Origin of the sequence: Maribacter sp. R77961, from assembly GCF_044594925.1 — a bacterium.
Taxonomy (GTDB): Bacteria; Bacteroidota; Bacteroidia; order Flavobacteriales; family Flavobacteriaceae; genus Maribacter.
In genome coordinates, this window is sequence record NZ_CP138991.1 from 1327964 (window position 1) to 1353382 (window position 25419).

Below are 25419 nucleotides of genomic sequence, written 5' to 3' on the forward strand. Positions count from 1 at the left end.
ATATAATAGGATAGGTTCCGCTGTTAAACGATGGGTTTCATCGCAGTCATTGATGCTCTTAATCTAGTACCAACGATTTCTACGGGGTGTTCCCGTAAGGTTTTGTTTATTTCAATCAACTTGGCATTGTCTACACCATTATCTTTTCCTGCACCAAAGTGTTTTCCAACTACATCTACATCTATTTTCTTCATAAAATCGGTCAATAACGGTTTACATGCATGGTCGAACAAATAACAACCGTACTCTGCTGTATCAGAAATAACTCTATTCATTTCAAAAAGTTTTTTACGTGCTATTGTATTCGCTATTAAAGGTGTCTCGTGTAAGGACTCGTAATAGGCAGACTCTGCAATAATTCCCGATTCGGTCATGGATTCAAAAGCCAACTCTACTCCTGCCCTAACCATAGCAATCATCAAAACTCCATTATCATAGAATTCTTGCTCAGAAATGTCGTCGCTACCCGCTGCAGTTTTTTCAAAGGCAGTTTCTCCGGTAGCAGCACGCCACGTCAATAAATTTTTATCATCGTTGGCCCAATCTTCCATCATTGTTTTAGAGAAATGTCCTGTCATGATATCGTCCATATGTTTTTGAAACAAGGGGCGCATAATATCCTTTAGCTCTTCTGATAATTCAAAAGCCTTTACTTTGGCCGGATTAGATAAACGGTCCATCATATGGGTTATACCTCCATATTTCATGCCCTCTGTAATGGTTTCCCATCCGTATTGAATTAATTTGGAAGCATAGCCGGCATCAATCCCTTTTTCCACCATTTTATCAAAACATAGTATAGAACCTGTTTGTAACAAACCACAAAGAATGGTCTGCTCACCCATTAAATCAGATTTCACCTCGGCCACAAATGAGGACTCTAAAACTCCCGCTTTGTGCCCTCCTGTTCCTGCGGCATAGGCCTTAGCTTGTGCAAGCCCCTTACCTTCTGGGTCGTTCTCTGGGTGTACGGCGATTAGTGTTGGAACACCAAACCCTCTTTTGTATTCTTCGCGAACCTCAGAACCTGGACTCTTTGGTGCCACCATAATTACCGTTAAATCTTTACGTACTTGTGTTCCTTCTTCTACAATATTAAAACCATGTGAGTAAGACAAGGTAGCTCCTTTCTTCATCAGAGGCATAACTGCACCAACAACAGCAGTATGTTGCTTATCTGGAGTAAGGTTGATTACTACATCTGCGCTAGGAATCAACTCGTTATAGGTACCAACGGTAAAACCATTTTCTGTTGCATTGATAAAGGATTGTCTTTTTTCTTTTATTGCAGCATCACGAAGAGTATAGGCAATATCCAAACCAGAATCTCTCATATTCAATCCTTGGTTTAAGCCTTGTGCCCCGCATCCTACGATGACAATTTTTTTTCCCTTTAGAGCGGTAACACCATCAGCAAATTCCGAAGAATCCATGAACCTACATTTTCCTAATTGGGTTAATTGATCTCTTAATGATAGTGTATTAAAATAATTCGCCATTTTATGTTCTATTTAATTTAGTGCCGTCCCGATTGGCATCGGTAATGTTCAGCGGTTGTTTATTGTTATGATTATTTAATTGTGTTGAAACTCTTTTATTAAAGCCGATATCTGCATTTCATCCTTTGAAACGGAAATACGCCCTGAACGAACAAATTGCATAATTCCAAATGGTTTTAATTGCTCGTACATTTCATCGATTTCATACCTTCTTCCACTCTTGGCAAGTACAAAAAAGTCTCGGGCAACTGTAACGATTTGTGCATTACTGTCTTTTATGATATTTTGAATTTGTCTTTCATCAAATAAAAGATCAGAGGCAATTTTGAACAAAGCAGACTCTTGGTATATCGTTTCATCATCCTTGTGATAGAATGCCTTGATTACTTCTATTTGCTTTTCTATCTGTCCTACGATGTTTTTAACCCACTTGTCCGTTGTGTAGACCACAATGGTGAACTTAGAAACCTCATCAATCTCTGATTTTGAGACATTTAAACTTTCAATATTAATATGCCGCTTTAAAAATATACCTGATATTCTATTCAGTAATCCTACGTTATTTTCCGAATATACTGATATGGTAAACCACTGTTTTTCCATAAGCCTCCCTTAATCCCTTCAAAAGAAGGGAACATGATGGGTTGTTTTATTAATTAATATTCTTTTTTACTGCAATTATAATTCCTGATGACCAATTCATCTTTGTTATACTAAAATCTGCTCTACCCTCTAAATAACCAACCAATTGTTCTACATTTTTATCGTGACCTTTTGGCCAATTGGGTTGTGAAGTCATATCATCAATAATATAAAATCCTCCAGGATTTATCATTTCTAAAATGACATCAATTTCACTATATTTTCCCGGCCAAGCATCAGCAAAAACAAGGTCATATTTAGTATCCTTTTGTTTCTTAATCCATTCTGTACCATCCTCACATATTATCTCCACCCTTTTGTCTTCTCCAAAATAATCTTTTGCTATCGCAATGAGTTTTGGGTCATTATCTACAGTAATTAAATGCGCGTCTTCATCCATCCCTGCTATCATCCAAGATAAGGACAGACCAATTCCAGTACCTAACTCTAGAATTTGCGCTCCCGGTTTTGAGTGTATTAAGGTTTTAAGCAAAGAACCGATGAACATATCAGAAGGCATCGTAAAACCTATTTCTTCTGATTTACGTTGAATCTCTGGGTAAATATCCGGTATATCTTTAATATTCGCTTCCTGCACTATAGGGTCTTTGTCTTTTTATTATTGTAATCGTACCTCCGAAACAGAAGCCCCAGAAGGAATCATAGGGAACACATTATCCTCTTTCTCTACCTTTACTTCCAAGAAATAAGGCTTATCCGATGCTATCATTTCTTTTACGGCCGCCTTTAAATCTTTCCGCTCACTAACCCGTTTTGCTTCAATATGGTAGCCTTCTGCAATTTTTACAAAATCAGGATTTACCATTACTGTTGAGGCATAACGTTTATCAAAAAATAATTCTTGCCATTGACGTACCATTCCCAAGTGATCGTTATTTAATACCACAATTTTTACCGGTATATTATGTTGGAAGATAACACCAAGCTCTTGTATGGTCATTTGATACCCTCCATCGCCTATAACGGCTACGACTTCTCTATCCATAGCTCCTTGCTTTGCACCAATAGCAGCTGGCAAGGCAAAGCCCATTGTACCGAGACCTCCTGAGGTTATATTACTTTTTGATTCTTTGAATTTAGCATACCTACATGCTATCATCTGGTGTTGACCAACATCCGTTACTATTGCTGCTTTATGTTCCGAGGCAATGTTAATTTCCTCGATTACTTCACCCATCGTTAAACCGTCTTTAGTAGGGTGAATGTCGTTTTTGATTACCGTATCAAATTCTATTTTATATTTTTCTTTAAAGACATTATGCCAAGATTCATGGGATTTTGCATCAACCAAGGGCAGTAAAAGTTTTAAGGTTTCTTTAGAATCACCTAACACAGCTACATCTGCGTGAACATTCTTATTGATTTCTGCTGGGTCAATTTCAAAATGAATCACTTTTGCCTGTTTGGCGTAATCTTCCAATCTGCCTGTTACACGGTCATCAAAACGCATACCTATAGCTAATAGAACATCGCATTCATTAGTCAATAGATTAGGCCCATAATTTCCATGCATTCCTACCATACCAACATTCAAAGGATGGTCTGTATCTAAGGCAGAAGCACCCATAATGGTCCAAGCAGCAGGTATTCCTGCTTTTTCCACCAATGCTTTTAATTCTTCTTCCGCCTTACCTAGAATAACTCCTTGTCCCCAAACAATAAAAGGTTTTTTTGCAGCATTGATAAGCTCAGCTGCAGCTTCTAAAGCTTTGGTACTTGGTTTTGGTTTTGGGTTATAACTACGAACTCCTCGGCATTTTTCATAAGAAAAGTCAAATTCCTCAAACTGGGCATTTTTTGTAATATCTACTAGAACCGGGCCTGGTCTTCCAGATCTTGCAATATAAAATGCTTTGGCCATTATCTCGGGAATTTCAGAGGCCTTCGTAATTTGATAATTCCATTTCGTCACCGGCGTAGAAATACCGATGATATCAGTTTCTTGAAAAGCATCTGAACCCAGTAAATGTCTTGGTACCTGACCCGTGATACAGACCATTGGTGTTGAATCTATCTGGGCGTCCGCAAGTCCCGTCACCAAATTAGTAGCTCCCGGGCCTGATGTAGCCATAGCCACACCTACCCTACCAGAAATTCTAGCATAGCCCTGTGCAGCATGCGTAGCTCCCTGTTCATGGCGCGTTAAGATATGTGTAAGTTTATCCTGAAATTTATAAAGCTCATCATAGACTGGCATTATGGCACCTCCTGGATATCCATAAAGTAAATCTACACCTTCTGCCAATAAACAATGGATAATTGCCTCCGCTCCAGAAATTCTAATAGTAGTTTCTGCATTTGACGCTTTCTGTTTTTCTTTTACTGTATCCATAGTACAAATCAAATTCAAGCCAAGGGCTCACATTCAAAAAATTTTTTAAACTGGTTATTCCTGTAATGCTATTACCGCATCTAGAATTCATCCGTTACACAACCCTGTGCAGCAGATGAAACCGATCGTGCATATTTATACAACACACCTTTTTTAAATTTCAATTCTGGTGCTACCCAAGTAGTCTTTCGCTTCGCTAACTCATCTTCTGAAACGGCTACACTAATAGCATTTGTTTCGGCATCAATAGTTATTATATCCCCGTCTTTAACTAAGGCTATTGTACCTCCCTCTTGTGCTTCTGGTGATATATGCCCTACAACAAATCCATGGGTGCCACCTGAAAAACGGCCATCGGTTATCAAGGCGACATCCTTTCCTAAACCTGCACCCATTATGGCAGCAGTAGGTTTCAGCATTTCTGGCATTCCAGGGCCACCTTTAGGTCCCTCATATCTTATGACGACCACATCTCCTTTTTTCACCAATCCCGTTCGTATTCCGTCATTGGCATCATACTCACTATTAAATACTTTCGCGGTTCCTTTAAAAAGCAAACCTTCCTTTCCGGTAATCTTAGCCACGGAGCCATTGGTAGCAAGGTTTCCGTATAACATTCTCAAATGACCTGTAGCCTTTATTGGTTTATCTAAAGGCATTATAACATCTTGCCCCTCTTCTAAATCTGGAACATTTTCTAAATTCTCTGCCAAGGTCTTTCCGGTAACGGTAAGACAATCCCCATGCAAGAGGCCATTTTTCAATAAGTATTTCAATACCGCAGGAATGCCACCTACTCTGTGTACATCTTCCATAAGGTATTTACCACTAGGTTTTAAATCGGCTATAAACGGAGTGGTATCGCTGATATGCTGAAAATCTTGAAGTGTAAATTCTACATCTGCAGCTCTTGCTATTGCTAAAAAGTGAAGTACTGCATTGGTAGAACCACCCATTATTGTAACTAAACGGATAGCATTCTCCAACGATTTACGGGTAACGATATCCAAAGGTTTAATATCTTTTTCAATAAGGATGCGCATTTGTTTTCCCGCTGCGATACATTCTGATTCTTTATTGTTACTTATAGCAGGATTCGAAGAATTATATGGTAAAGACATGCCTAAAGCTTCAATTGCAGAAGCCATGGTGTTTGCCGTATACATTCCTCCGCAAGCTCCCGCTCCGGGAACGGATTTCTTTATAATAGATTTATATTCCGATTCTCCCATAGTTCCCGCTACTTTTTCTCCCCAAGCCTCGAATGCGGAAACGATGTCTAGTTTCTTGTCGTTATGACAACCAGATTCTATTGTACCACCATATACTAAAATTGAAGGACGATTAAGACGCAGCATAGCCATTAAAGCTCCTGGCATATTCTTATCACAACCTACAACCGTAACCAAGGCATCATAAGACATTCCCTGCACAACAGTTTCCATAGAGTCTGCAATAATATCCCTAGAAGGTAATGAAAAACGCATTCCCGGTGTTCCCATGGAAATACCATCACTTACACCTATGGTATTAAAGATAAGTCCAACAGTCTCCTTAGAATTAACACCCTCTTTAACCAATTTAGCCAAGTCATTAAGGTGCATGTTACAAGGATTGCCTTCATAACCTGTGCTAGCTATACCCACCAATGGTTTACTAAAATCTTCATCCTTAAAACCTATAGCATAAAGCATAGCCTGTGCTGCGGGTTGGGTTGAATCTTGTGTAACGTTTTTACTGTATTTGTTCAATTCCATAATCTAGTTCTCGTAAGCGCTTAATCGATTTAATTCTCGTATTCTATCAAAGATAAAAGTTTAAATACCGCTATAATTTTAACAAAAACAACTGGTTCAAATTCAATTTCATTAAAATTGATTTAACACATTGAATTTGAGATACATAACACTTCTTTTTATATCATATTCAATAAACAATCCTTTCGATCTAGTAGCATAAAAAAATTGGTATCGGACGTATCTGATAGCCGTTTCTTAAATCATTTAAAATCGGCTCTACAGAAATAATTACTTTAGCGGTTTTAATACCTATAATATTATATTAAACCCTTACATGGAAAAAACCGTAACTGAAGCCATACAATACAGACGTTCCGTGCGCGTATTTAATAAAGACCTAGCGCTAAATGATGAAAAAGTAAAACAATGTATTCATAATGCGGTGCTGGCACCAACCAGCAGTAATCTTCAGTTATGGGAGTTTTATCATATCACGGATTCGGCCATTCTGGAAAAAATGACGGAGGCATGTCTCGACCAAAATGCAGCTAAAACAGCCAAGCAATTGGTCGTAGTAGTCGCAAGAAAAGACTTATGGAAACAGCGAGCAAAAGCCAATATCGGTTTCTTAGAAAAGAGCTATGGTGATAGGAATCCGGAAGATTATAGCAAGCGAGAGAAATTCGCCCTCAACTATTACCAAAAATTGATACCATCTATATACACCGACTTCTTGGGTATTTTAGGTTGGTTGAAATACATCATATTTCAAATAATTGGTCTCTTCAGACCTACTTATAAACAAGTTAGAAATTCTGATTTGCGTATCGTAGCCCATAAGAGTGCCGGACTAGCGGCTCAGAATTTTATGATAAGTATGGCGGCAATAGGATACGATACCTGCCCTATGGAAGGTAGCGATACGGGAAAAGTAAAACGAATACTTAACCTTCCCGGCAAAGCTGAAATAAATATGGTCATAGGCTGCGGAATACGAGATGAGAACGGTATCTACGGTCCTCGTTTTAGAGTTCCTTTTGAAGAAGTTTACAAAAAGGCATAAATCAGAGGAGTTTAAAGGAAATTTTAGAACCTTCTCTTTTCTGGGCCAAGACTGCAATAGCTTTATCCGATAATTGTAATATTCTGGGGTAGCCACCAGTTGTTTGCCCGTCCTTCATTAAAACAATTAATTTACCTAAGGGTGTTAGTTGTACCGTACCTGGCAAGGTCGCCGAAGTAAGCATGTTGATAGCGTGACCATCTATACATTCCTCCAACTGATAGGCCATTCTATTATTCTCTTTTGCGACCGTAAACCCACCATCAAATAGCTGTGCTAATTGCTTTTCTTTCAGTAAACTGTATTCTGGCGCCCGATGAACCTCGAGTAGCGTATCCTCCAAAAAGGAATCCACCTTTATCTCCAAAATTTTTGGTTTAAAAAGCTTGTTGTATTCAAAAGTAACCACATCCCCGTCCTTCAACCTATTTTCTGGAGTAATGGGTTTGTAAAAGGAATAACTATTTAAGATACTTTGTAATCGGAAACCACCTTTCACAGCCAAATAAGCACGAAATCCTTTCTCCAATCTTCCATAGGAAAGAATATCCCCAATATTAATTTGATATACCTTATAATTCTGAATGGGCAAATTGTTCAAGGTAGCTGACATCTCCGCACCAGACAGCGTAATATAGGTCTCTTCTTCAAAGACCAAGGTTGGTCCTGTCATGGTTATTTCAAGAACGGCATCCGTAGTTTCGTTTTCCAATAATGTATTGGCCTTAAAAACCGATAATTGGTCCATAACCCCAGCAACGGGAACACCTTTATTACGGTAGTTGAATCTACCTAAATCTTGTACCGTGGTATAAAAACCGGACTTTAATATTTTAAGCATCTATCTTAATTTTTTCCGGTTGATAAATACCTACCTCTGCCTCTATTTTATGTAAATCATATTCCGCCCTAGAAATTTGATAGAATTGAATTTTATCCCCAACACTAACAAAACATGGACTTTCATTTTTAAGATTGAATATTGGAACCGTACAACTGCCGATAATATTCCAACCTCCGGGAGATTCTTGAGGGTAAATTCCCGTTTGCCTTCCAGCCAGTCCCACAGCACCTTTTGCTACTTGAAGTCTAGGTGTTGCTCTTCTTGGCAGTTCCAAGGCTTTCGGCAATCCTCCTAAATACATGAAACCAGGAAGAAATCCTATACCATAAACCGTATATTCATTGCCGGTATGCAATGCTACTACCTCATCTGTTGTAATACCTAGTGTTTCCGCTACGTATACCAAATCTATTCCAAATTCTGTGTCATAACTCACAGGCAAACGCCATAGATAACGCTGCCCTTGGGTACTTTCTTTTTCCTCTTGGTACCATGCTTGGATTTTGTTTCTAAATTCATCGTAGTTCAGTTCAATGTTTCTATTTAGGATAAGTAACGAATTATAGGCTGGCACGGTTTCCCAGTTTTCGCCCTCTAAGCAGTTTTCATGAAGGTAGTTTTCAAACTGTAATATACTATTCAAAATAGTTTCGGTTACCTCGTTGGGCCATTCTATTAAAATAGCATGAACACCGAATGGCTTTATATTAATGGAGGGAAGTATCAATTGTTTAAAAATATATTTTGATTCGGTAATTCCTTAGAAAGATACGTTAATATTTGAAAAGCCGAAGAAGTATCTCCATGCACACAAAAAGTCTCCGCTGCCATTGGTATTCTCTTTCCTGACCTTGTAACCACACATTTTTCTTTAATCAGTAAAACTAGATGCCTTAACACCTTTTCAGGCTTTGTTATTAGTGCATTGGTTTCCTTTCGGGATACTAAGCGCAAGTCATCTGTATAATTCCTATCTGCAAAAGCCTCTAAAACAATTTGAAAACCTTTTTCCACCGCCTTACGTGCTACTGCAGAAGCAGGAGGCACATACAGTTTAAGGTTGGTCTTGTATTTTTCAATAGCGTCTAAAAAAATTTGTGCCAACTTTTCGTCCTTGGCAATATCATTATATAATGCACCATGAGGTTTTATATGGTGAAGTTCTATTTCTTCATTAGTACATACCGCTTCTAGGTCAGCTATTTGTTTTTGAATACTTGCTCGTAGTGCAAGTGGACTGATTTGCAGCGATACTCTTCCAAAATTAGCCTTATCGGGATAAGAAGGATGCGCACCGATTTTTACGTGATGCTTTTTGGCTAGTGCTATAATAGCTTTCATACTGTCTTTATCTCCGGCATGACCACCACAAGCAATGTTACAAGAGGAAATATGGGGAAATAGGTTAGCTTCATTGCCAATCCCCTCGCCTACATCACAATTTATATCAATAGCGTAACGCTTCATTTACAATAATCCAAATACCTTTAATATACTTTTAGCACCAAGTAGCACAGAAAGCAACAGAATCACTATACCGATTATATTCTGAAATCTGGTGTTCTTATACACGCCCATTACCGAAACCCTATTCACCACCCACAGTAAAAAAACTGCTATAACGGGCAGAAGAATGCCATTAGCAATCTGTGCGAATTTTATAATCTCTATGGGTTTTATACCGAATGAAAGGAAAAATACGCCTAGACCTAAAATAAGCATCCATACCAGTCTAAATTTTATATTTTTCAAATCGGCCTTCCAACCAAAACAGCTATTGGCAACATAGGCGGCCGCTAAGGGTGCGGTAATTGCCGATGTAATTCCTGCGGCGAACAGCCCAATACCCATAAAATATTTCGCGGCATTACCATACAAAGGCGTAAGTCCCTCTGCCATATCCATAACGTTTTTTACCTCCGTATTTTGAATGGCCGAAGCTGAAATAATAATACAAATAGATACCAAGCCACCCAATATTAAAGCAATGAAGGTATCCCTACGCGCCGCTTTAAGGTCGGCTGTACTCTTCCATTTCTCGCTGACCAATGACGCATGCAGAAAGAGATTATAGGGCACTACGGTTGTTCCTACCAAAGCGATAATGGTTAATATACTATCATTTGGTACGGTAGGTACGAATAAGCCCTCTAGTACTTCTAAAATATTGGGTTTGGTAATAACCGCCGTTAGCACAAAGGATAAACTCATTAATACCACCAGTAAAACAAAAGCCCTTTCTAGAATTCTATAATTCCCTAGAAAAAGAAGTACAAAAGCCAGTAATCCAATAACCACGGGATAGTACGATAAATACGTTTCCCCAAAAATTGCTTCCAAACCTAGGGTTCCTCCTCCTATATTACCGGCTTCATAGGCTGCGTTACCAATGACGATAGCCCCAAGAATAATGGCCAATACCGTGTTCCGTAACCATGAGGTTTTTAATTCTTGCTTAATGACATCGGCTAATCCCTTCTGGGTAACAACACCCAAGCGCGCGGACATTTCTTGGAGTACCACCGTTGCAATTATAGATAATAGCATAGCCCACAACAAGGTATAACCGTAACCTACACCAGCAAGAATACAAGCCGTAACCGTGCCTGGACCAATAAAAGCCGCAGCTACCAAAACTCCTGGACCAACTTTCTTAAACATACTACTTGGTTTTATTTAAGGCATAAATAGCGAATGAACCTAACCAATGCGTACCTCCATAGTTATCATCGACGATATTAGGCAATGAATAGGCGATATGTTCTTTTCCTATTTCTTTGAGATGGGCATATTCCGGTAAGGCTTCGGCAATTCCATATAAACACCATGCCCTACTAAAATTAAGTCCATCTAAGTGCACCAATTTACCATCGGTTCTATCTAATATTTTACCGGGAGTTAAATTAAATTTAGGATCGGTCAATTGTGGTAAAAAAGCATCGAACCAAATTTTAAAATTAGCGGGCTCATAAATCCTACTGACCAAATACGCTTCTTCTAAACAAGGAGATAAAAAATCAAAACCGCTGGGCTCCCATTCCAACGGGCAACCTCCCATAGTATTATCGTTTGCGTAAAACCTTTTTACCGTTCTTTTAATTTCTTCCTTTAAGTTGGTACTATTTAAAGTTTCTGCATAATCAAGCGCAAAAGAAAGCCCAAAAGCAGAATTGGAATGCTCGCCCACACGAATAGGATAATTCAGTTTGGGTAAAAAATCTAAATAAGACTGAACCATGACATCTGTAAGCGGTTGTAAATTTTTCTCTAGGTCCCTTGCTAGTGGATCATCCCAGGTATGGAGTTCCTCCGCTAATTTTAATATCCACGCCCAACCATAAGTTCGTTCAAAAGAAGCATTGCCGGGAATTTTGAAATACGCCACTTCCGATGCGATATTCTTTTCTGAAAGAGAGGCCTTTAATTTCTCACGAATCGTATCCGCTTCATTCAAATCCGGGAATTGTTTCAATAGTGATACTAAGGACCAATGTCCATGAACGGCAGAATGCCAATCATAGCAACCATAAAATGCAGGGTGCAACTCCCTAGGTTCCCCAATAAAAGATTTGTCCTTTAAAGATTGATTCAATTTGTTCGGATATTCAATTGAAATACACTCTAGCGGAAGTTTCACCAACCGATTGGCTTCGGTAAGGTTTAACGTCGGAGGCACATGCGCTATCACTTGAGTAGGTTCGGTCTTGACTTCATTTTTACAGCCTGACAATAATACTAAAGGGAATAAGATGAATAAAATAAATCGGCGCATAGCAAAAAAGGCTTCTTAAAATTAGTTTGGCAAACTACCCCGGGACAAGCCCGCGAGGCATTAAAAGGAAAATCACGTTTACTTTCGACGCAAGCGTCGGAGTATTTAAATCTCGTTTATCGAGTAAATATAAGCTCAAATTAGGTAAATGCCCACAAGTTGCAAGCCTACTTTCACCACAGTTTTAACATTTTTTGATACCGTTCATCTAAAAAAATGCAGTTCGTCTAAAAGTTGGGTGTCATACATCGATACTCTATAATAATTCAAAAAAGGAACGGTTATACTAATCCCAAATCAACCTTAACCTACTTAATGACTTGTTTAGAATGTAAAAAAGAACTCGGCTATTTAGATCATAAAAATGCAATGGATAGCCTAGGCGTAGAACTTTGCGCCCATCATCATTCCATGATGAAAGAATTGATTAAAAAGAACAACACGCCTCTTGAAGCCATTCAATTGTACTATGGCCTTAAAGAAGCTGGTATTCATGCGATGCTAGAATGGTGGGATGGTAAAAAGTCGATAGACATTGCCCTCTCCAGAGTAAAACTAAATATTGAGATAGACTCCGACTATGAAAAATTAACGGAAGACCAAGCCATTAATAATTTAGAAGAGGCCATGCATTCTTTTAAAAATGGATTTACCACCATTAGAATTCCCCACATTGTGGTACGCAATTACCTCAATGAAACGGTAAAGAATATTATAGGTATTATGGAAGGACTAAAAGCAAATACCAAAGTGATTTAAAACAAAACCTATGAGAAATTCCAATAAAGCATTGAAAACTCCGATACGGTTTGCCTTAGCTGCATTATTAGGTGGTATGTTAATGCGTATTTTACTAATTCCCTATGCATCTGTGGTCACCTTCATCTCATTTTTGGCCATAGCAGTGTTGTACAGTGTTAGGTTCAGTAAAAAAGAGGACAAAAAACCCGTTGCTTACATTAAAATGATATTGGTACTTTTTTGGACCACCAATGGACTTTTAAGAATATTGGATTTCCCTTATACCCTAATTTTTCAAATAGGTACGGCAATAACATTTATCACTTGGTTTGCAATGGAAGGCACTTCCTATTTTATGGATGATGACCGCAAAGCCAAGAACAGTATCATAGAAATCATTTGGAACTTTGCCATGGTGGCTGGAGTCTTAACGATTATTTCTGGAGGCTTAATGCACCTATTAAACTGGGAATATGCCATACCTACATTAACCATTGGCCTTAGTATTGTAACCGCATATATTCTCAAAGATATATTTAGTCCCGCAAAAGAAATTAAAAACGACCCAAATAACGAAGAATTTCAATTGTAAAGCATAGCCCTAAATCTTTAATTACCTACTTTTCTAGATTTTCGTATCTTAAACCAAAAGTTTAGGTTATGAAAAATATAGATCGAAGACAATGGCTAAAAACTGCCGGTTTATCCGGCAGTTTTACTTTTTTAGGGGGGTTAAGTTCCCTAGCAATGGATATTCCGCAAAAGAGTTCTCTTGATGGGCAGCGGATTGCCAAACTAAATTCTAACGAAAACCCTTATGGACCTTCCAAAGCTGTTCGTAATGCGATTGTAAACTCCTTTGATAAAGCCTGTAGATATCCCTCGCTCGTATATAAACCGCTCATTGAACAAATCGCCGAAAAAGAAGGCGTACCCCCGGAATACATTGTACTTACAGGAGGCTCCACAGAAGGTTTAAAAGCTGCGGGATTGGCTTACGGAAGTCAAGGAAAGGAGATTATTGCGGCGGATCCAACCTTCCAGTCCATGCTTACCTATGCCGAAAATTTTGAAGGCTACGTGCACCGTGTTCCCGTAGATAAAAACATGGGCCACGATTTAAAGGAAATGAAAAACCGCATGAACTCCAAAACCGGTTTGGTCTTTATTTGTAATCCTAACAATCCCACGGGGACATTATTGGATAAAAACGCCCTACGTGATTTCTGTATCGCTACCAGTAAAAAGACCATGGTCTTTAGCGACGAAGCTTACTATGGTTTTATAACCGAACCCGATTATCCTTCCATGATAACATTAGTCAAAGAAGGCATGGATGTTATCGTTTCTAAAACCTTTTCCAAAGTATTTGGTATGGCCGGCCTACGCATTGGTTATCTCGTGGCACGGCCGGAAATTGCGGATACCTTAAAAAAACACGTCATGGCGATGACCAATCTTCTGGCTATAGAGGCAGCAAAAGAGGCACTCAAAGATGATGGATTCTATAAATTTAGTATCGCCAAAAATGCAGAAGCCAAATCATCTATCTATAAAACTCTGGATGATTTGGGCTTAACCTATGTGCCCTCACATACCAATTTTGTCTTCTTTAAGACCGGTAGACCCATTGATGAAATGATCACTGCAATGGAAAAAGAAAATGTACTGATTGGAAGGCCCTTCCCGCCTTTCTACGAATGGGCACGCATTAGTACAGGCACTATGGAGGACATGGCACTGTTTGATAAAGCACTACGGAAGGTGATGGGGTGATTTTATTTTTTGCTGACCAAACGCGATAATTTTACCAAAAGCCCATAATCTAACATACGTTCTTTAGCTCCACACATGGAAACATTCTCGGGGATGGATAACAATTGTGAATAATTATGATTATCATCTATTTTTTTACTTTTTTTATGATGAATCAATCAATTGAAGAATTTATAGGTCTAAACATTGACAACATTCCGTATGAAGTAATTAGACTTGATTTAGAACACAAACCTAATTCAAAAACATATGTAGCAAATAATCAAAATATCAAATACTTCACCGAAAGGATTGACTTGATGCTGCTAACAACCGATAATAATGGTGTAATAAATTCTATAAGCGCCGATTTTAATACTATTATCACTCAGAATTTCTATGACGCCCTATTAGAAGGATATGGCACTCCTGATAGTATGAGTTGCTCAAATAAAATTATGAACGTAAATGAGCAGTTTCATAAAAATGGGATTACAACAGTAGAGACCAATATAACATTAAGGACATGCGGTTTCCATGAAAACCCAACATTTATAATTTGGAATAAAACCAAATATCAGATAGTATTTAGTTTAAATCACGAGTTGAATAAAACCGACTTAAGAATCAGTACAAAATTTATATTATCACCTTAATTTCATTAATATTATTTTTTTAATCACCAATGCTAAGATTTCTAAATTATGAAAAATAAAATTTTAATAGGTATTACAGTTGCGACCTTTTTGGTAGGCTATTTTATGAATGAAGAATCATCATTTATTTTTAATTACTATGATAGCTATACAAAAATCAGCTACAGAACGATTGTTTTAATCCTTGCACAAGTTTTATTATTAATCATATTAATAATTTTCGTGGTTAAAAAAATTAGAAAAGAAAAGTCCATTAAGTAGGGTAACATGTAGTCCTTAATAATTTAAATTTAGTGTTTTACCTCCGGCTCGCCCTAGCATATTAAAATGGTTGGCTTACGTATAAGTTTGCCTCTACAAATCTCTAATATTATCTACACTCCTCGACCACACAAAGCAAAAAACTAATTATTTCTGTATCTTGAAAAGCAATAGTAATAGTTGAGCAAATTCAAATGCACCTATGAAAACAACTAAAATCTTTATAGCACTACTACTGACCCTAAGCGGTACGCTAACACATGCACATGTCAACAAAATCAATAGCAACAGTAGTATCACAATCTCCAATGATTCATTACGCATAACGGAACTCAATCACTTTTGGGCAGAAATTTCGAGAACCGTAGCATCTGGAGATTTTGAAGGCTATGCCGCTACTTACCATGAAGATGCGGTCGTTGTTTTTACCACAGGGAAAAATAAAACCTCTGTATCCATTTCCAAAGCGCTAGCGAACTGGAAACCAGGTTTTATAGACACTAAGGCTGGGAAAACAGTAAATAACGTGACGTTCCGTTTTTCACAACGTGTAGGTAGCGAAACTACCGCTCATGAAACTGGAATTTTTGCCTTTCAATCTACCGATAGTACTGGCAAAGCAAATCCAAAACAATATGTACATTTTGATGCTTTGCTCATAAAACGCGATGGTGCCTGGCTCATGGTCATGGAATATCAAAAAACTAAGGCAACAGAACAAGAATGGAATTTATTGGAATAGTATTGAGAAAACTAATACGCACAGCACTAGACCACTATCATACACATAACCTACCCCAACCACCCCTCTCTATCCAAACTACGGTATTGTATGGCCTCACTGATGTGGTTTCCATTTAATGCTTCGTCATTGGCCAAGTCGGCGATGGTACGTGCTACTTTTAAGATACGGTCATAAGCACGTGCAGAAAGGTTTAAACGCTCCATGGCATTTTTAAGCAATGCTTTTGAAGCCTCATCCAACCTGCAGAATTCCCGAATCTGTTTGGTACTCATCTGTGCATTATAATGCACGTTTTCCAAGGCCTCAAAACGCTTGGTTTGTATTTCCCGAGCCACGGTAACACGCTTACGGATATCCACACTACTTTCGCCCTTTCTATCTTCCGAAAGTTTCTCAAAAGGCACTGGAGTTACTTCAATATGTATATCGATACGGTCTAATAAGGGGCCGGATATCTTGCTTAAATAGCGCTGCATCTCCGCCGGAGAGGAAGTTACGGGAGCATCAGGGTCGTTGAAATAACCTCCAGGACTGGGATTCATACTCGCCACCAACATAAAACTACTGGGGTAGGTTACCGTAAAACGTGCTCTGGATATGGTCACTTCCCTATCTTCTAAAGGTTGCCGCATTACTTCCAACACACCTCTTTTAAACTCAGGTAATTCATCCAAGAACAACACGCCGTTATGTGATAAAGAAATTTCTCCAGGTTGTGGGTATGCTCCCCCACCGACCAAAGCCACATCCGAAATTGTGTGGTGTGGACTACGAAACGGGCGTTGGTTCATTAAACCCATATTCTTTATTTTACCGACAACACTGTGTATTTTGGTCGTTTCCAAAGCCTCTTGCAAAGTCATTGGCGGTAAAATAGAGGGTAATCGTTTGGCTAACATGGTTTTACCCGCTCCTGGAGGACCAATTAAAATTATATTATGCCCGCCAGCGGCTGCAATTTCCATACAGCGTTTAATACTCTCTTGCCCTTTTACATCGGAAAAATCAAATTCTGGAAAATCTAAACTTTTATAAAACTCGGCCCTAGTGTCAATAATGGTCTGTTCTAATGGCGTGCCTTGGTCAAAAAATTCCAATACCTGTTTTATATTATCTACGCCATATACTTTTAGGTCGCCCACAATGGCCGCTTCCTTGGCATTCTGACTAGGGAGAATAAAGCCTTTAAAACCTTCTTCTTGCGCTTTTATCGCAATGGGCAATGCCCCCTTTATGGGTTGTAGGCTACCGTCTAGGGATAGCTCTCCCATGATAATATATTGCCCAATCTCTTCAGACTGAATTTGACTGGAAGCAGCTAAAATCCCTAAAGCTAGGGTTAAATCATACGCAGAACCTTCCTTTCTAAGGTCTGCCGGAGCCATATTAATGGTAATTTTCTTCCCAGGGATTTTGTATCCGTTATTTTGGAGTGCCGCCGCTATTCTATAATTACTTTCCTTAATAGCATTATCGGGTAACCCCACCAGATGGTACCCCACTCCCTTATCAACATTTACCTCTACTGTAATTGTCGTTGCCTCAACACCAAAAACGGCGCTGCCATAAACCTTTGTAAGCATATTACTCCTTTGGGCTAAAAATAAGGATTTCTTTAGAGTTCTTAATTACGGTCTCGTTCATCATCATTTTTCTGAACTTTCCTTGGATATACATTTCTGCTTGGTCTTTATAATGGGAACTGAATGGATTTCCTGATTGCCCGGTAGGTAGAATGCTTTTACTGTTTTCGATATCCGAAAAATCTATGATGCGACGTGTAGAAGGTCCGCTGGTTGTTTCATAGAACCCCTCTTCGTCATAACCAAAATACATATTGTTGATGACCTCCCGCGTTCCACTTACCGGAAATGGCCCCACGTTAAAGAATGAGCGTAGAGCAGCTACCTGACCAATAGGATGTGGATGTTCCAACGTATGTACCTTGTCCCAAGTCCATTTCGTTATGTCGGGACCAAAATCCGAATCCAGAGAACTTATGGCCTTTTTGAAGGCATCCACTACAATGTCTTTTTGGGTTTCTATTTTATTTTGCGTGGTTTTGTCGTCCCACCAAACGGAATTGGGTTTAGCAGCCATAGGCGCAATGACCCTTTTATGCAGGTGTGTTGCCAAAAACTGTTGAAATAGTTCATCTCCCAATTCATCGTGAAAGGTGTTTTTTAAGAAATAATACACCCAACGCGTATAAATGGTCCCTGCAACACTTTCTAAGGGATAGTCCCCTTTCCATTGCCCCATCAAATCCAACACCTTCATTTCGGTATCATCCAAACTAGAGATATCCATTAGTTTTGTAAAATCCTTTATTACTTCAGGAGCTACGGAAGACGTAATGTCTACTATCATTTCGCTTGCCGAAGCACTATCCCAGTCATTCTTTGGTTCCAAAAGGGCTACAATTCTTCTAGCTCTATTTTCTGGTAAATAATAACCCGGATACAACATTCCCGCGATAGTATCTGGCTGATTATTTGCAGAATACACGTAGTTCCAAGGCGGATTGACCGCTTGAGGGTTTTTAGAGAAATCCAACAATGTTTTCTGAACAGGCAAACCTTTACCGCCTTCAAATACCATTTTTGTATGCACACTATCCGGAATCTCATATAATTGTGCTGTAGCGAACCATCCTATATTATTCTGGGCATCTCCATACATAATGTTCAATCCTGGTGCATGTAATTTTGGAAGTGCTGCTTTAAATGTGGTTAAATCGGTAGCTTTACCCATTTCATAGAAAGCGTCCAAACCCCTATTTTCCATTTGCGTATATATCCAAGAAAAGGCAATTGGACGTTCATATTTTACCAAGTCCGGAACACCGTTTAAAACTGGACCATGAATTGATTTTTTGTACGTAAAGGAAACTGCTGTCGTATCCTTTACTTTTATAGTTTTGGAGATAGTTTCATAGTTCTTCCAACCATTTTCAGTGGCGTATTGATTTTCATCTTCGGGATTATTTTCTTCGTAATAAAAATCCACATCATCATTTTCAAACATGGTAATGCCAAAGGCTAGATTTTTATTGTGCCCTAAAAGCGCAAAAGGAATTCCAGCCATATGATAGCCGTATTTGGAGTATGTTGGTGTTTCTACATGCGCTTCGTACCAAACGGCGGGTTGAGAAAATCCGATATGAGGGTCATTAGCTAAAATCACCTTACCACTCTTCGTTTTCTTTGGCCCTATGACCCAACTATTACTTCCTTCAAAAAGGGGAAGGTCTAAATTCCCAAGTGCTTGCGTCACCGAGGCGGTAATGGTATTTTGAATGGAATCTTTAGGAGAAAGGTTATAGTTTTTAATCCATTCTAAATCGGTGCTACTATTTATTTCTAAATCTGCTAGATAAGTGGAACCCAATTTATTGTTGATATTGGTTAAGAGCGGGTCCGTTTTATGGGCCATAGCAAAACTAAAGGCCATATATCCCATGGTATTATAGACATCCTCCAAAGAAAAGTCGGTTTTCTCAATACCAGTTAAATAGAATTCAATTGGTGTTGGTCCTTCAGCTATATACTGATTTATCCCATTAATATATGCTTCTGCCAGTTGAATGGATTTTTTGTTAACATCGACCGAAGCCACTGTTTTTTTCGATGCCTCATCAATTCCTAGATTAAGAAAGAACTTATCCGTTTCAATAAGGTCTTTTCCAAAAACTTCTGACAATCTGCCACTTCCCACTCTTCTGAGCAGTTCCATTTGCCAGAGCCTGTCTTGTGCATGAACATAACCTAAGGTACGAAAAGCATCCAATTCTGTTTCACCATAAATATGTGGAATCCCATAGGTATCGTAATACACCTCCACTTTTTGTTCAAGATTTGTGAGGGGTTTTTTGCCAGAATAATCCGGCTTAAGGCTTTGAACAAATACCACTCCGATAAGTAGGACAAGCAAAAGGAGTCCTAACAAAAAGAGTGCGATTTTTTTAAACGTTTTCATTTATTGGTCTTAGGGGGAAGTTTGACCCCAAGGTAGGATAAATTTTCAAATAAGAACGCTCGTACTCCTGCTTTTTATTAAGATTTTGAACAATACAACTTGTCCTATTATTCCTTAAAATTCCGTAATCCTTCTAAAAGCCATTTACGATAGGTATCGGCATCGGTGTTTTGGATGGATGTATTCAACACCTTTAAATCTGGCGAAAGCAACACATAGAAGGGTTGTGAAACTGCGTTGAAATTCACATCCTGGAAGGTACCCCATTTCTGTGCGATATTTGTTATCTCTTTTACCCGACCAGAATCATATTGAAAATTGAACTGCTCCTCTTCAGGCAATTCTTTTCTATCATCCACATACAATGAAATAAGCACAAAATCATTTTTAAGGATAGGGTAAATGTCTGGTTCGCTCCAAACATTTTCTTCCATTTTACGGCAGTTGACACAGGCCCATCCCGTAAAATCGAGTAGTATGGGTTTATTATTCTCTTTAGCGAAAGCCAAACCACTTTCAAAGTCTTTAAAACAGTCTATCCCTAGCGGACAATCACTTTCCTGTTCAAAAACACTATAGAATTCTGGAGGAGGAAATCCGCTTAATAATTTTAAGTTGGTCATATGGGTAAGACCTAATATCAAGTATATCGTAAAAATGGCGCTGACTACTCCGGTTATTTTTCTCCCAATAGATAGTTTCTGTTTTGGTCCATCGTGTGGAAAGCGGAAAATTCCGAACAGATAAAGCGTCATTAACAAACCTAATAAAATCCAAATAACTAAAAAGGTTTCACGCTTTAGAATGCCCCAATGCCCTACCAAATCGGCATTGGATAAAAATTTAAGCGCCAATCCTATTTCCAAAAATCCAAGTACCACCTTAACCGTCGTCATCCAACCTCCGGATTTGGGCAATGAATTCAACCAAGCAGGAAATAGTGCGAATAACATAAACGGTAGCGCCAGTGCTGCTCCAAAACCCGTCATACCGGCGGTTAAGTTTATGGCCACATCACCCTCCGCTAAAGTGGTACCTCCAAGAAGCCCTCCGAGGATAGGTCCCGTACAAGAAAATGAAACTATGGCCAAGGTTACGGCCATGAAGAATATACCTAGAACGCCCCCTACTTTACTAGATGCGGCGTCCATTTTATTTGCCCAAGAACTCGGTAAAGTCAGTTCGTAATATCCAAAAAAGGAAAAAGCGAAAAATATAAAAACTGCAAAGAATGCCAGGTTAAGCCACACATTGGTAGCAATGGTATTCAATATTTGAGAATCTACCGAATCGAACAAATGAAAGGGTAGGCTCAGTAAAAAATAAATGAGTACAATAAAGAATCCGTATAACAAGGCATTTGCTATTCCTTTAGATTTCTTTTGAGAATGCTTCGTAAAAAAGGAAACCGTTAGCGGTATCATGGGAAACACGCATGGGGTCAATAATGCAATTAACCCCCCTAAAAATCCTAAAGCGAACAATACCCACAAGCTAGAGCTTGAGCTGATGCTTTCTTGCCCTTGAGTGAGCAATACACGGTTTTTTAGGTTTAAACGTAGCTTATCGCTTAATACTTTACTCTTATCATCCAAAGTTATGGCCTGTTCTGAGATAGCAGAACCATCCAAAGAGAAGGTGAAATCTACATCCGCAGGAATACAAACCTCTTTACAGACCTGGTAAAAAAGGTTGACCTGAATCTGTTTTGTTTTGGTATCAAGTAATTTTATCCGTTGTGTAAAAACGGCTTTCTCCTTAAAGAAAGTTTCTTCTACCTCAAAAATATCGCTGTACTCCTTTACGGTTTTGCTTTCCTTAGCTTCACCTATAAGCTCATAATCTACGCCCGCTCCTTTAAAACTAAAATCACTTGGCAACGCACCTCCTTCAGCGGTAAACTGGGAATAAACGTGCCAGCCCTCATAGATAGTTCCTTCAAGGATTAAATCGTATTCCGTATCCGATATTTGTTTTACTTCCTTGCTCCAAACCACGGGGTTTTCATCATCCTGACCTATGGCTAAGAAGGATGTGAACAAAAAGAAAAAACTAAAAAATAAAACTTTCATACTCTTATCGCTATTTTCATTATTTCGGTGGTTGTATCCACAACTTTAAACCTATTATCCGCTCTTCTTCCTATTACCCAAACAATTTTATCTTCTGAGCAAAGCAACCACTGCGCTTCTTTATCTAAAAGAGAAACCTTTTCATCCTTGAAAAACTTAGCCAGTTTCTTCTTTCCATGAAGACCGATGGGATAAAAGTAGTCGCCTTTATTCCATTTCCTTATCACTAGTGGGTATTTTAACGCATTTTCATCTACATAAATTATATGCTCACTATTTTCTGCTCTTTGTGTCACTTTAGAAAAAACAATGGATAAGGGTTTTACGAGGACTTTATGCGTTTTTTCAATGGTATAGCTTAATGAATTTCCAGTGATTTCATTAATTTCCGAAAGCAGTAAATATTCCCTATCCTTTAACAAACGATGCGTTTTTGACACAACGGATTTACCGCTCATTCCCTCCAATAAGTCTTTGACGTTGTTCCATTCCCTAAAACCGTAGTCCTTGAACAAACCGTATAAATAAGCTTTCAGTGGGTTGCACTGCTTCAATGAAGAGATGGATATTTTAAATTGATTACCATCAGCAATGAACTGTTTGTTTTTCCAAGTCCTAATTTCCTGCTTCGCCAAGGCATTGGTTTGGTCCAAGTAAGCGATACTATGCTTAAAATTTGATAAAAATGAAGGATGGAGTTCCTTTAGCTTTGGAATAATTTGATGCCGTATGTTATTTCTTAAATATTTGGTATCCGCATTACTAGCATCCTCTCGCCATTCCAAGGCATTCTTTTCGGCGTATTCTAATAACTCAGCCCTAGAATACTTTAGTAGTGGTCTGTAAACCGTTTCTGTTTTCTGAGGAATCCCCGTAAGCCCTTCTATGCCGGAGCCTCTTGATAAATTAATAAGAAAAGTTTCCAAGTTATCGTCCGCATGATGCGCTGTAAGTATGGCCTTCAATCCATCAGTAGCAATTATTTCATTGAACCACTGATATCTGAGCTCCCTAGCGGCCATTTGAACGGAGACCTTATGTTCGGCAACATAGGCCTTGGTATTAAAACGGATTACATACAATTTTTTATCCCATTTAAGGGAAAGCTTTTCAACAAATTCCGCATCTAAATCACTTTCTTCTCCTCGCAGTTGAAAATTACAATGTGCCAATACAAAATCCATTTGCTGCTTTTGACACAGGTGTGCAAGTACCACACTATCCAGACCGCCACTACAAGCTATAAAGAACTTATGTTTCAATAGTTCTGGAAAGTTCTTTTCGATATGGACTCTAAAATCCTGAAGCATGCCACAAAGGTAATTAATTAGGGAATTAAGGAGGTTACTCTTCCAACACTTGACGCATGGCCTTCGCTTTTAGCAGACATTCCTCATACTCCTTCGCAGGTTCAGATTTTTCAGTGATGGCACTCCCTACTGCGTAAGACAGGTATTTTTTCGTTTCATTGTATATAATGCTTCGAATAACCACATTAAAATCAAAATCAGCTTCTGGGGTAAAATAACCAATAGCTCCGCTATAAACACCACGTTTAAATGATTCTAGCTTCTCAATAATTTTCATAGCGGAAATCTTTGGAGCCCCTGTCATGCTTCCCATAGGGAATGTATCTTTGAGTACATCAACAGCGTTCGTATCTTCGGAGATCTCTGAGGAAATAGTGGATATCATTTGATGTACTTGGTCAAAGGAATACACCTTACACAACTCCTCTACCGTTACACTTCCTTTTAGCGCACTTTTTGATAAATCGTTCCGAACCAAATCTACGATCATGATATTCTCGGACCGCTCTTTCTGATTTGTTTCTAGTTCCGTCTTTAATAGAATATCCTCTTTTATATCAACAGACCTGCTGGCCGTACCCTTAATAGGTTGCGAAATAATTTTAGTCCCTATTTTCTTCAAATAGCGTTCCGGTGAGGCGGAGAGCACATATTTATCGAACAATTTTATATAACTAGCGAAAGGAGCTTGCGAAATTTCATTTAAGTTTTTATAAATAGAAATTGGGTCGATAATACTATCCTCCATATAAAATTCTTGACAGAAATTAGCTTCATAGATATCGCCTTTACGGATATAATCGAGCATTTTTTCGACCTGCCTAAAATATTCATCCTTAAAGATGCGCATTTTAATATGCACATTGTGCGGTTTTTTGGGAGTTTTCTTTCTCGTTAGACTACACTTGGAGATTTCTGAAAAATCAGATTCAACCGCATCAAAAACCATGTTCAGGTATATAAAATGAACCTGATTTTTAATTATTTTAATGATTTTTTTAGGCTGAAAAAAATAGAGCTCGGGAAATTCTAAACCATCAAAATTATTCGATTTTAGTGGCTCAACATCATTCTTAAGATCGTACGATACGTAACCAAAAATCCAATCCTTAGTTTGCGATTGATACTCTTTTAGATTTTCAAAAGCATTGGCATCATCCGTAGACAAGGCCGTTAAGCCATCTACAGCAAGTATTGCATCAAAAGAACTATAGGAGTTTGTATGCTGATTACTATCTAACCACACCACTTCATCAAACTGTTGAGACCAAGATAAAAGTGCTTCTTTAAATAGCTCGGGAGTGTCGGTCGTATAGGTTTTTGTCTTCCTCAAAAATTAGCCAATTGCTTCCATGAACTTCTCAAGTGCTTCCCTATGGGATTGGGATAGCTCCTCATCTAGAATACCCTTTTCCATATCAAAATTATCATGAAACCCGGGAAGTGAAAAAGATGCTATTAACTCCGCTCCAAAACGGGTAAGTAACTTCTCCGTGACTTCAAAAGCTCCTTTAGCCCCTCTTTTGCCCCCAGAAGTAGACATCAAGAACAATTTTTTTCCATCGATGAAGTTTTTGTCAACTCTGGACAGCCAATCGATAAGATTCTTGAAATAGGCAGAAGGATTACTATTATGCTCATTTACGGAAAGGATGATACCTTTTGCATTCTGTATGGTATTCTTAACCTCAATAAGCGAGTTAGAATATCCATTTTCCTGTTCATAATCCTCACTATACATAGGAAATGGACAATTTGCCATATCCAATAAGCGCAAATCATTGGCTTTTATTAAGGACGTCGTGTAACGAACCAATTTATAATTAATAGAAGTTGATGAGTTACTACCAGCAAAACCGAAAATATAGGACATAAATAATATGGATTATTAGGTTTACGAAAATAGCCCAAATCCTATAGAGTTGCCACTATTTTGTATAGTTTTGCGCTTCAAAACATCCAAACATACTGTTATTTAAGTATATAGGG

24 protein-coding genes are annotated in these 25419 nt (G+C 38.5%); 7 read left to right on the top strand and 17 right to left on the bottom strand.

Annotated features, from left to right (window positions below):
* Window positions 1-23 precede the first annotated feature (23 nt).
* The 5 genes from ilvC to ilvD all read right to left on the bottom strand — a co-directional run bounded on the left by ilvC (window position 24) and on the right by ilvD (window position 6251).
* Window positions 24-1499 carry a ketol-acid reductoisomerase gene (ilvC, locus tag SJY09_RS05840; RefSeq protein ID WP_396638024.1) on the bottom strand — a complete coding sequence of 492 codons (1476 nt, stop codon included), beginning with the start codon at window positions 1497-1499 and terminating at the stop codon, window positions 24-26.
* A 75-nt stretch (window positions 1500-1574) separates the two neighbouring features.
* On the bottom strand, window positions 1575-2102 hold the full coding sequence (gene ilvN / locus SJY09_RS05845) for an acetolactate synthase small subunit (protein WP_396638025.1): 528 nt from the start codon (window positions 2100-2102) through the stop codon (window positions 1575-1577).
* Between the two features lie 49 nt (window positions 2103-2151).
* Window positions 2152-2739: an O-methyltransferase gene (locus SJY09_RS05850; protein ID WP_396638026.1), complete on the bottom strand. Its 588-nt coding sequence runs from the start codon at window positions 2737-2739 to the stop codon at window positions 2152-2154.
* Between the two features lie 21 nt (window positions 2740-2760).
* On the bottom strand, window positions 2761-4494 hold the full coding sequence (ilvB, locus tag SJY09_RS05855) for a biosynthetic-type acetolactate synthase large subunit (RefSeq protein WP_396638027.1): 1734 nt from the start codon (window positions 4492-4494) through the stop codon (window positions 2761-2763).
* An 80-nt stretch (window positions 4495-4574) separates the two neighbouring features.
* On the bottom strand, window positions 4575-6251 hold the full coding sequence (ilvD, locus tag SJY09_RS05860) for a dihydroxy-acid dehydratase (RefSeq protein WP_396638028.1): 1677 nt from the start codon (window positions 6249-6251) through the stop codon (window positions 4575-4577).
* A gap of 316 nt (window positions 6252-6567) precedes the next feature.
* Here ilvD and SJY09_RS05865 point away from each other — a divergent pair, with 316 nt between their 5' ends.
* A complete protein-coding gene (locus tag SJY09_RS05865; protein WP_396638029.1) occupies window positions 6568-7296 on the top strand; it encodes a nitroreductase family protein in 729 nt (242 codons plus the stop codon).
* A gap of 1 nt (window position 7297) precedes the next feature.
* On the opposite strand, the gene SJY09_RS05870 is transcribed toward SJY09_RS05865, so the two are convergent.
* Genes SJY09_RS05870 through SJY09_RS05890 form a run of 5 tightly spaced genes read right to left on the bottom strand, consistent with a single transcriptional unit; the run spans window position 7298 to window position 11912 of the window.
* Window positions 7298-8137, bottom strand: coding sequence for a biotin-dependent carboxyltransferase family protein (locus SJY09_RS05870; RefSeq protein ID WP_396638030.1), 840 nt, complete (start codon window positions 8135-8137; stop codon window positions 7298-7300).
* Window positions 8130-8867: a 5-oxoprolinase subunit PxpB gene (gene pxpB, locus SJY09_RS05875; protein ID WP_396638031.1), complete on the bottom strand. Its 738-nt coding sequence runs from the start codon at window positions 8865-8867 to the stop codon at window positions 8130-8132. Before pxpB ends, SJY09_RS05870 begins: the two co-directional genes overlap by 8 nt.
* On the bottom strand, window positions 8864-9607 hold the full coding sequence (pxpA, locus tag SJY09_RS05880; protein ID WP_396638032.1) for a 5-oxoprolinase subunit PxpA: 744 nt from the start codon (window positions 9605-9607) through the stop codon (window positions 8864-8866). The genes pxpB and pxpA overlap by 4 nt, the downstream gene beginning before the upstream one ends.
* A complete protein-coding gene (locus tag SJY09_RS05885) occupies window positions 9608-10801 on the bottom strand; it encodes an Nramp family divalent metal transporter (RefSeq protein WP_396638033.1) in 1194 nt (397 codons plus the stop codon). It lies immediately after the preceding gene.
* A 1-nt stretch (window position 10802) separates the two neighbouring features.
* On the bottom strand, window positions 10803-11912 hold the full coding sequence (locus tag SJY09_RS05890; RefSeq protein ID WP_396638034.1) for a DUF2891 domain-containing protein: 1110 nt from the start codon (window positions 11910-11912) through the stop codon (window positions 10803-10805).
* Window positions 11913-12227: 315 nt separating this feature from the next.
* Between SJY09_RS05890 and SJY09_RS05895 the strand changes: the two genes are divergently transcribed.
* The 3 genes from SJY09_RS05895 (at window position 12228) to SJY09_RS05905 (ending at window position 14429) form a co-directional block, all read left to right on the top strand.
* Entirely contained in the window at window positions 12228-12671 is a 444-nt protein-coding gene (locus SJY09_RS05895; RefSeq protein WP_396638035.1) for a hypothetical protein, read from the top strand.
* A gap of 10 nt (window positions 12672-12681) precedes the next feature.
* Window positions 12682-13245 (top strand): hypothetical protein, encoded by a 564-nt coding sequence (locus SJY09_RS05900; RefSeq protein ID WP_396638036.1) that lies wholly within the window; start codon window positions 12682-12684, stop codon window positions 13243-13245.
* 68 nt (window positions 13246-13313) lie between these two features.
* Window positions 13314-14429, top strand: coding sequence for a pyridoxal phosphate-dependent aminotransferase (locus SJY09_RS05905; RefSeq protein WP_396638037.1), 1116 nt, complete (start codon window positions 13314-13316; stop codon window positions 14427-14429).
* Window positions 14430-14431: 2 nt separating this feature from the next.
* On the opposite strand, the gene SJY09_RS05910 is transcribed toward SJY09_RS05905, so the two are convergent.
* Window positions 14432-14587 carry a hypothetical protein gene (locus SJY09_RS05910; protein ID WP_396638038.1) on the bottom strand — a complete coding sequence of 52 codons (156 nt, stop codon included), beginning with the start codon at window positions 14585-14587 and terminating at the stop codon, window positions 14432-14434.
* Here SJY09_RS05910 and SJY09_RS05915 point away from each other — a divergent pair.
* The 3 genes from SJY09_RS05915 (at window position 14576) to SJY09_RS05925 (ending at window position 16067) form a co-directional block, all read left to right on the top strand.
* The gene (locus SJY09_RS05915) at window positions 14576-15064 is read left to right on the top strand and encodes a hypothetical protein (protein ID WP_396638039.1); all 489 of its coding nucleotides are present in this window, start codon (window positions 14576-14578) and stop codon (window positions 15062-15064) included. The two genes, SJY09_RS05910 and SJY09_RS05915, sit on opposite strands and share 12 nt — an antisense overlap.
* A 48-nt stretch (window positions 15065-15112) precedes the next feature.
* Window positions 15113-15325 carry a hypothetical protein gene (locus tag SJY09_RS05920; protein WP_396638040.1) on the top strand — a complete coding sequence of 71 codons (213 nt, stop codon included), beginning with the start codon at window positions 15113-15115 and terminating at the stop codon, window positions 15323-15325.
* Window positions 15326-15527: 202 nt separating this feature from the next.
* Entirely contained in the window at window positions 15528-16067 is a 540-nt protein-coding gene (locus SJY09_RS05925; RefSeq protein WP_396638041.1) for a DUF4440 domain-containing protein, read from the top strand.
* Between the two features lie 50 nt (window positions 16068-16117).
* Here the strand turns inward: SJY09_RS05925 and SJY09_RS05930 are convergent, their stop codons facing one another.
* The 6 genes from SJY09_RS05930 to SJY09_RS05955 form a co-directional block, all read right to left on the bottom strand.
* Window positions 16118-17653: a YifB family Mg chelatase-like AAA ATPase gene (locus SJY09_RS05930; RefSeq protein ID WP_396638042.1), complete on the bottom strand. Its 1536-nt coding sequence runs from the start codon at window positions 17651-17653 to the stop codon at window positions 16118-16120.
* A gap of 1 nt (window position 17654) precedes the next feature.
* Entirely contained in the window at window positions 17655-20048 is a 2394-nt protein-coding gene (locus SJY09_RS05935) for a penicillin acylase family protein (RefSeq protein WP_396638043.1), read from the bottom strand.
* A 107-nt stretch (window positions 20049-20155) separates the two neighbouring features.
* On the bottom strand, window positions 20156-22120 hold the full coding sequence (locus SJY09_RS05940) for a cytochrome c biogenesis protein CcdA (protein ID WP_396638044.1): 1965 nt from the start codon (window positions 22118-22120) through the stop codon (window positions 20156-20158).
* Complete coding sequence (gene tilS / locus SJY09_RS05945; RefSeq protein ID WP_396638045.1) at window positions 22117-23430, bottom strand: tRNA lysidine(34) synthetase TilS; 1314 nt, start codon at window positions 23428-23430, stop codon at window positions 22117-22119. Before tilS ends, SJY09_RS05940 begins: the two co-directional genes overlap by 4 nt.
* A 34-nt stretch (window positions 23431-23464) precedes the next feature.
* Window positions 23465-24763, bottom strand: coding sequence for an anthranilate synthase component I family protein (locus tag SJY09_RS05950; protein ID WP_396638046.1), 1299 nt, complete (start codon window positions 24761-24763; stop codon window positions 23465-23467).
* 3 nt (window positions 24764-24766) lie between these two features.
* On the bottom strand, window positions 24767-25303 hold the full coding sequence (locus SJY09_RS05955) for an NADPH-dependent FMN reductase (protein WP_396638047.1): 537 nt from the start codon (window positions 25301-25303) through the stop codon (window positions 24767-24769).
* Between the last annotated feature and the right edge of the window lie 116 nt (window positions 25304-25419).

What these genes read in the sequence shown, in the direction of transcription:
- ilvC (WP_396638024.1), bottom strand. Translation starts at nt 1,499, where the DNA reads ATGGCGAATTATTTTAATACACTATCATTAAGAGATCAATTAACCCAA.
- ilvN (WP_396638025.1), bottom strand. Translation starts at nt 2,102, where the DNA reads ATGGAAAAACAGTGGTTTACCATATCAGTATATTCGGAAAATAACGTA.
- ilvB (WP_396638027.1), bottom strand. Translation starts at nt 4,494, where the DNA reads ATGGATACAGTAAAAGAAAAACAGAAAGCGTCAAATGCAGAAACTACT.
- ilvD (WP_396638028.1), bottom strand. Translation starts at nt 6,251, where the DNA reads ATGGAATTGAACAAATACAGTAAAAACGTTACACAAGATTCAACCCAA.
- SJY09_RS05865 (WP_396638029.1), top strand. Translation starts at nt 6,568, where the DNA reads ATGGAAAAAACCGTAACTGAAGCCATACAATACAGACGTTCCGTGCGC.
- SJY09_RS05870 (WP_396638030.1), bottom strand. Translation starts at nt 8,137, where the DNA reads ATGCTTAAAATATTAAAGTCCGGTTTTTATACCACGGTACAAGATTTA.
- pxpA (WP_396638032.1), bottom strand. Translation starts at nt 9,607, where the DNA reads ATGAAGCGTTACGCTATTGATATAAATTGTGATGTAGGCGAGGGGATT.
- SJY09_RS05885 (WP_396638033.1), bottom strand. Translation starts at nt 10,801, where the DNA reads ATGTTTAAGAAAGTTGGTCCAGGAGTTTTGGTAGCTGCGGCTTTTATT.
- SJY09_RS05890 (WP_396638034.1), bottom strand. Translation starts at nt 11,912, where the DNA reads ATGCGCCGATTTATTTTATTCATCTTATTCCCTTTAGTATTATTGTCA.
- SJY09_RS05895 (WP_396638035.1), top strand. Translation starts at nt 12,228, where the DNA reads ATGACTTGTTTAGAATGTAAAAAAGAACTCGGCTATTTAGATCATAAA.
- SJY09_RS05900 (WP_396638036.1), top strand. Translation starts at nt 12,682, where the DNA reads ATGAGAAATTCCAATAAAGCATTGAAAACTCCGATACGGTTTGCCTTA.
- SJY09_RS05905 (WP_396638037.1), top strand. Translation starts at nt 13,314, where the DNA reads ATGAAAAATATAGATCGAAGACAATGGCTAAAAACTGCCGGTTTATCC.
- SJY09_RS05915 (WP_396638039.1), top strand. Translation starts at nt 14,576, where the DNA reads ATGATGAATCAATCAATTGAAGAATTTATAGGTCTAAACATTGACAAC.
- SJY09_RS05920 (WP_396638040.1), top strand. Translation starts at nt 15,113, where the DNA reads ATGAAAAATAAAATTTTAATAGGTATTACAGTTGCGACCTTTTTGGTA.
- SJY09_RS05925 (WP_396638041.1), top strand. Translation starts at nt 15,528, where the DNA reads ATGAAAACAACTAAAATCTTTATAGCACTACTACTGACCCTAAGCGGT.
- SJY09_RS05930 (WP_396638042.1), bottom strand. Translation starts at nt 17,653, where the DNA reads ATGCTTACAAAGGTTTATGGCAGCGCCGTTTTTGGTGTTGAGGCAACG.
- SJY09_RS05935 (WP_396638043.1), bottom strand. Translation starts at nt 20,048, where the DNA reads ATGAAAACGTTTAAAAAAATCGCACTCTTTTTGTTAGGACTCCTTTTG.
- SJY09_RS05940 (WP_396638044.1), bottom strand. Translation starts at nt 22,120, where the DNA reads ATGAAAGTTTTATTTTTTAGTTTTTTCTTTTTGTTCACATCCTTCTTA.
- tilS (WP_396638045.1), bottom strand. Translation starts at nt 23,430, where the DNA reads ATGCTTCAGGATTTTAGAGTCCATATCGAAAAGAACTTTCCAGAACTA.
- SJY09_RS05955 (WP_396638047.1), bottom strand. Translation starts at nt 25,303, where the DNA reads ATGTCCTATATTTTCGGTTTTGCTGGTAGTAACTCATCAACTTCTATT.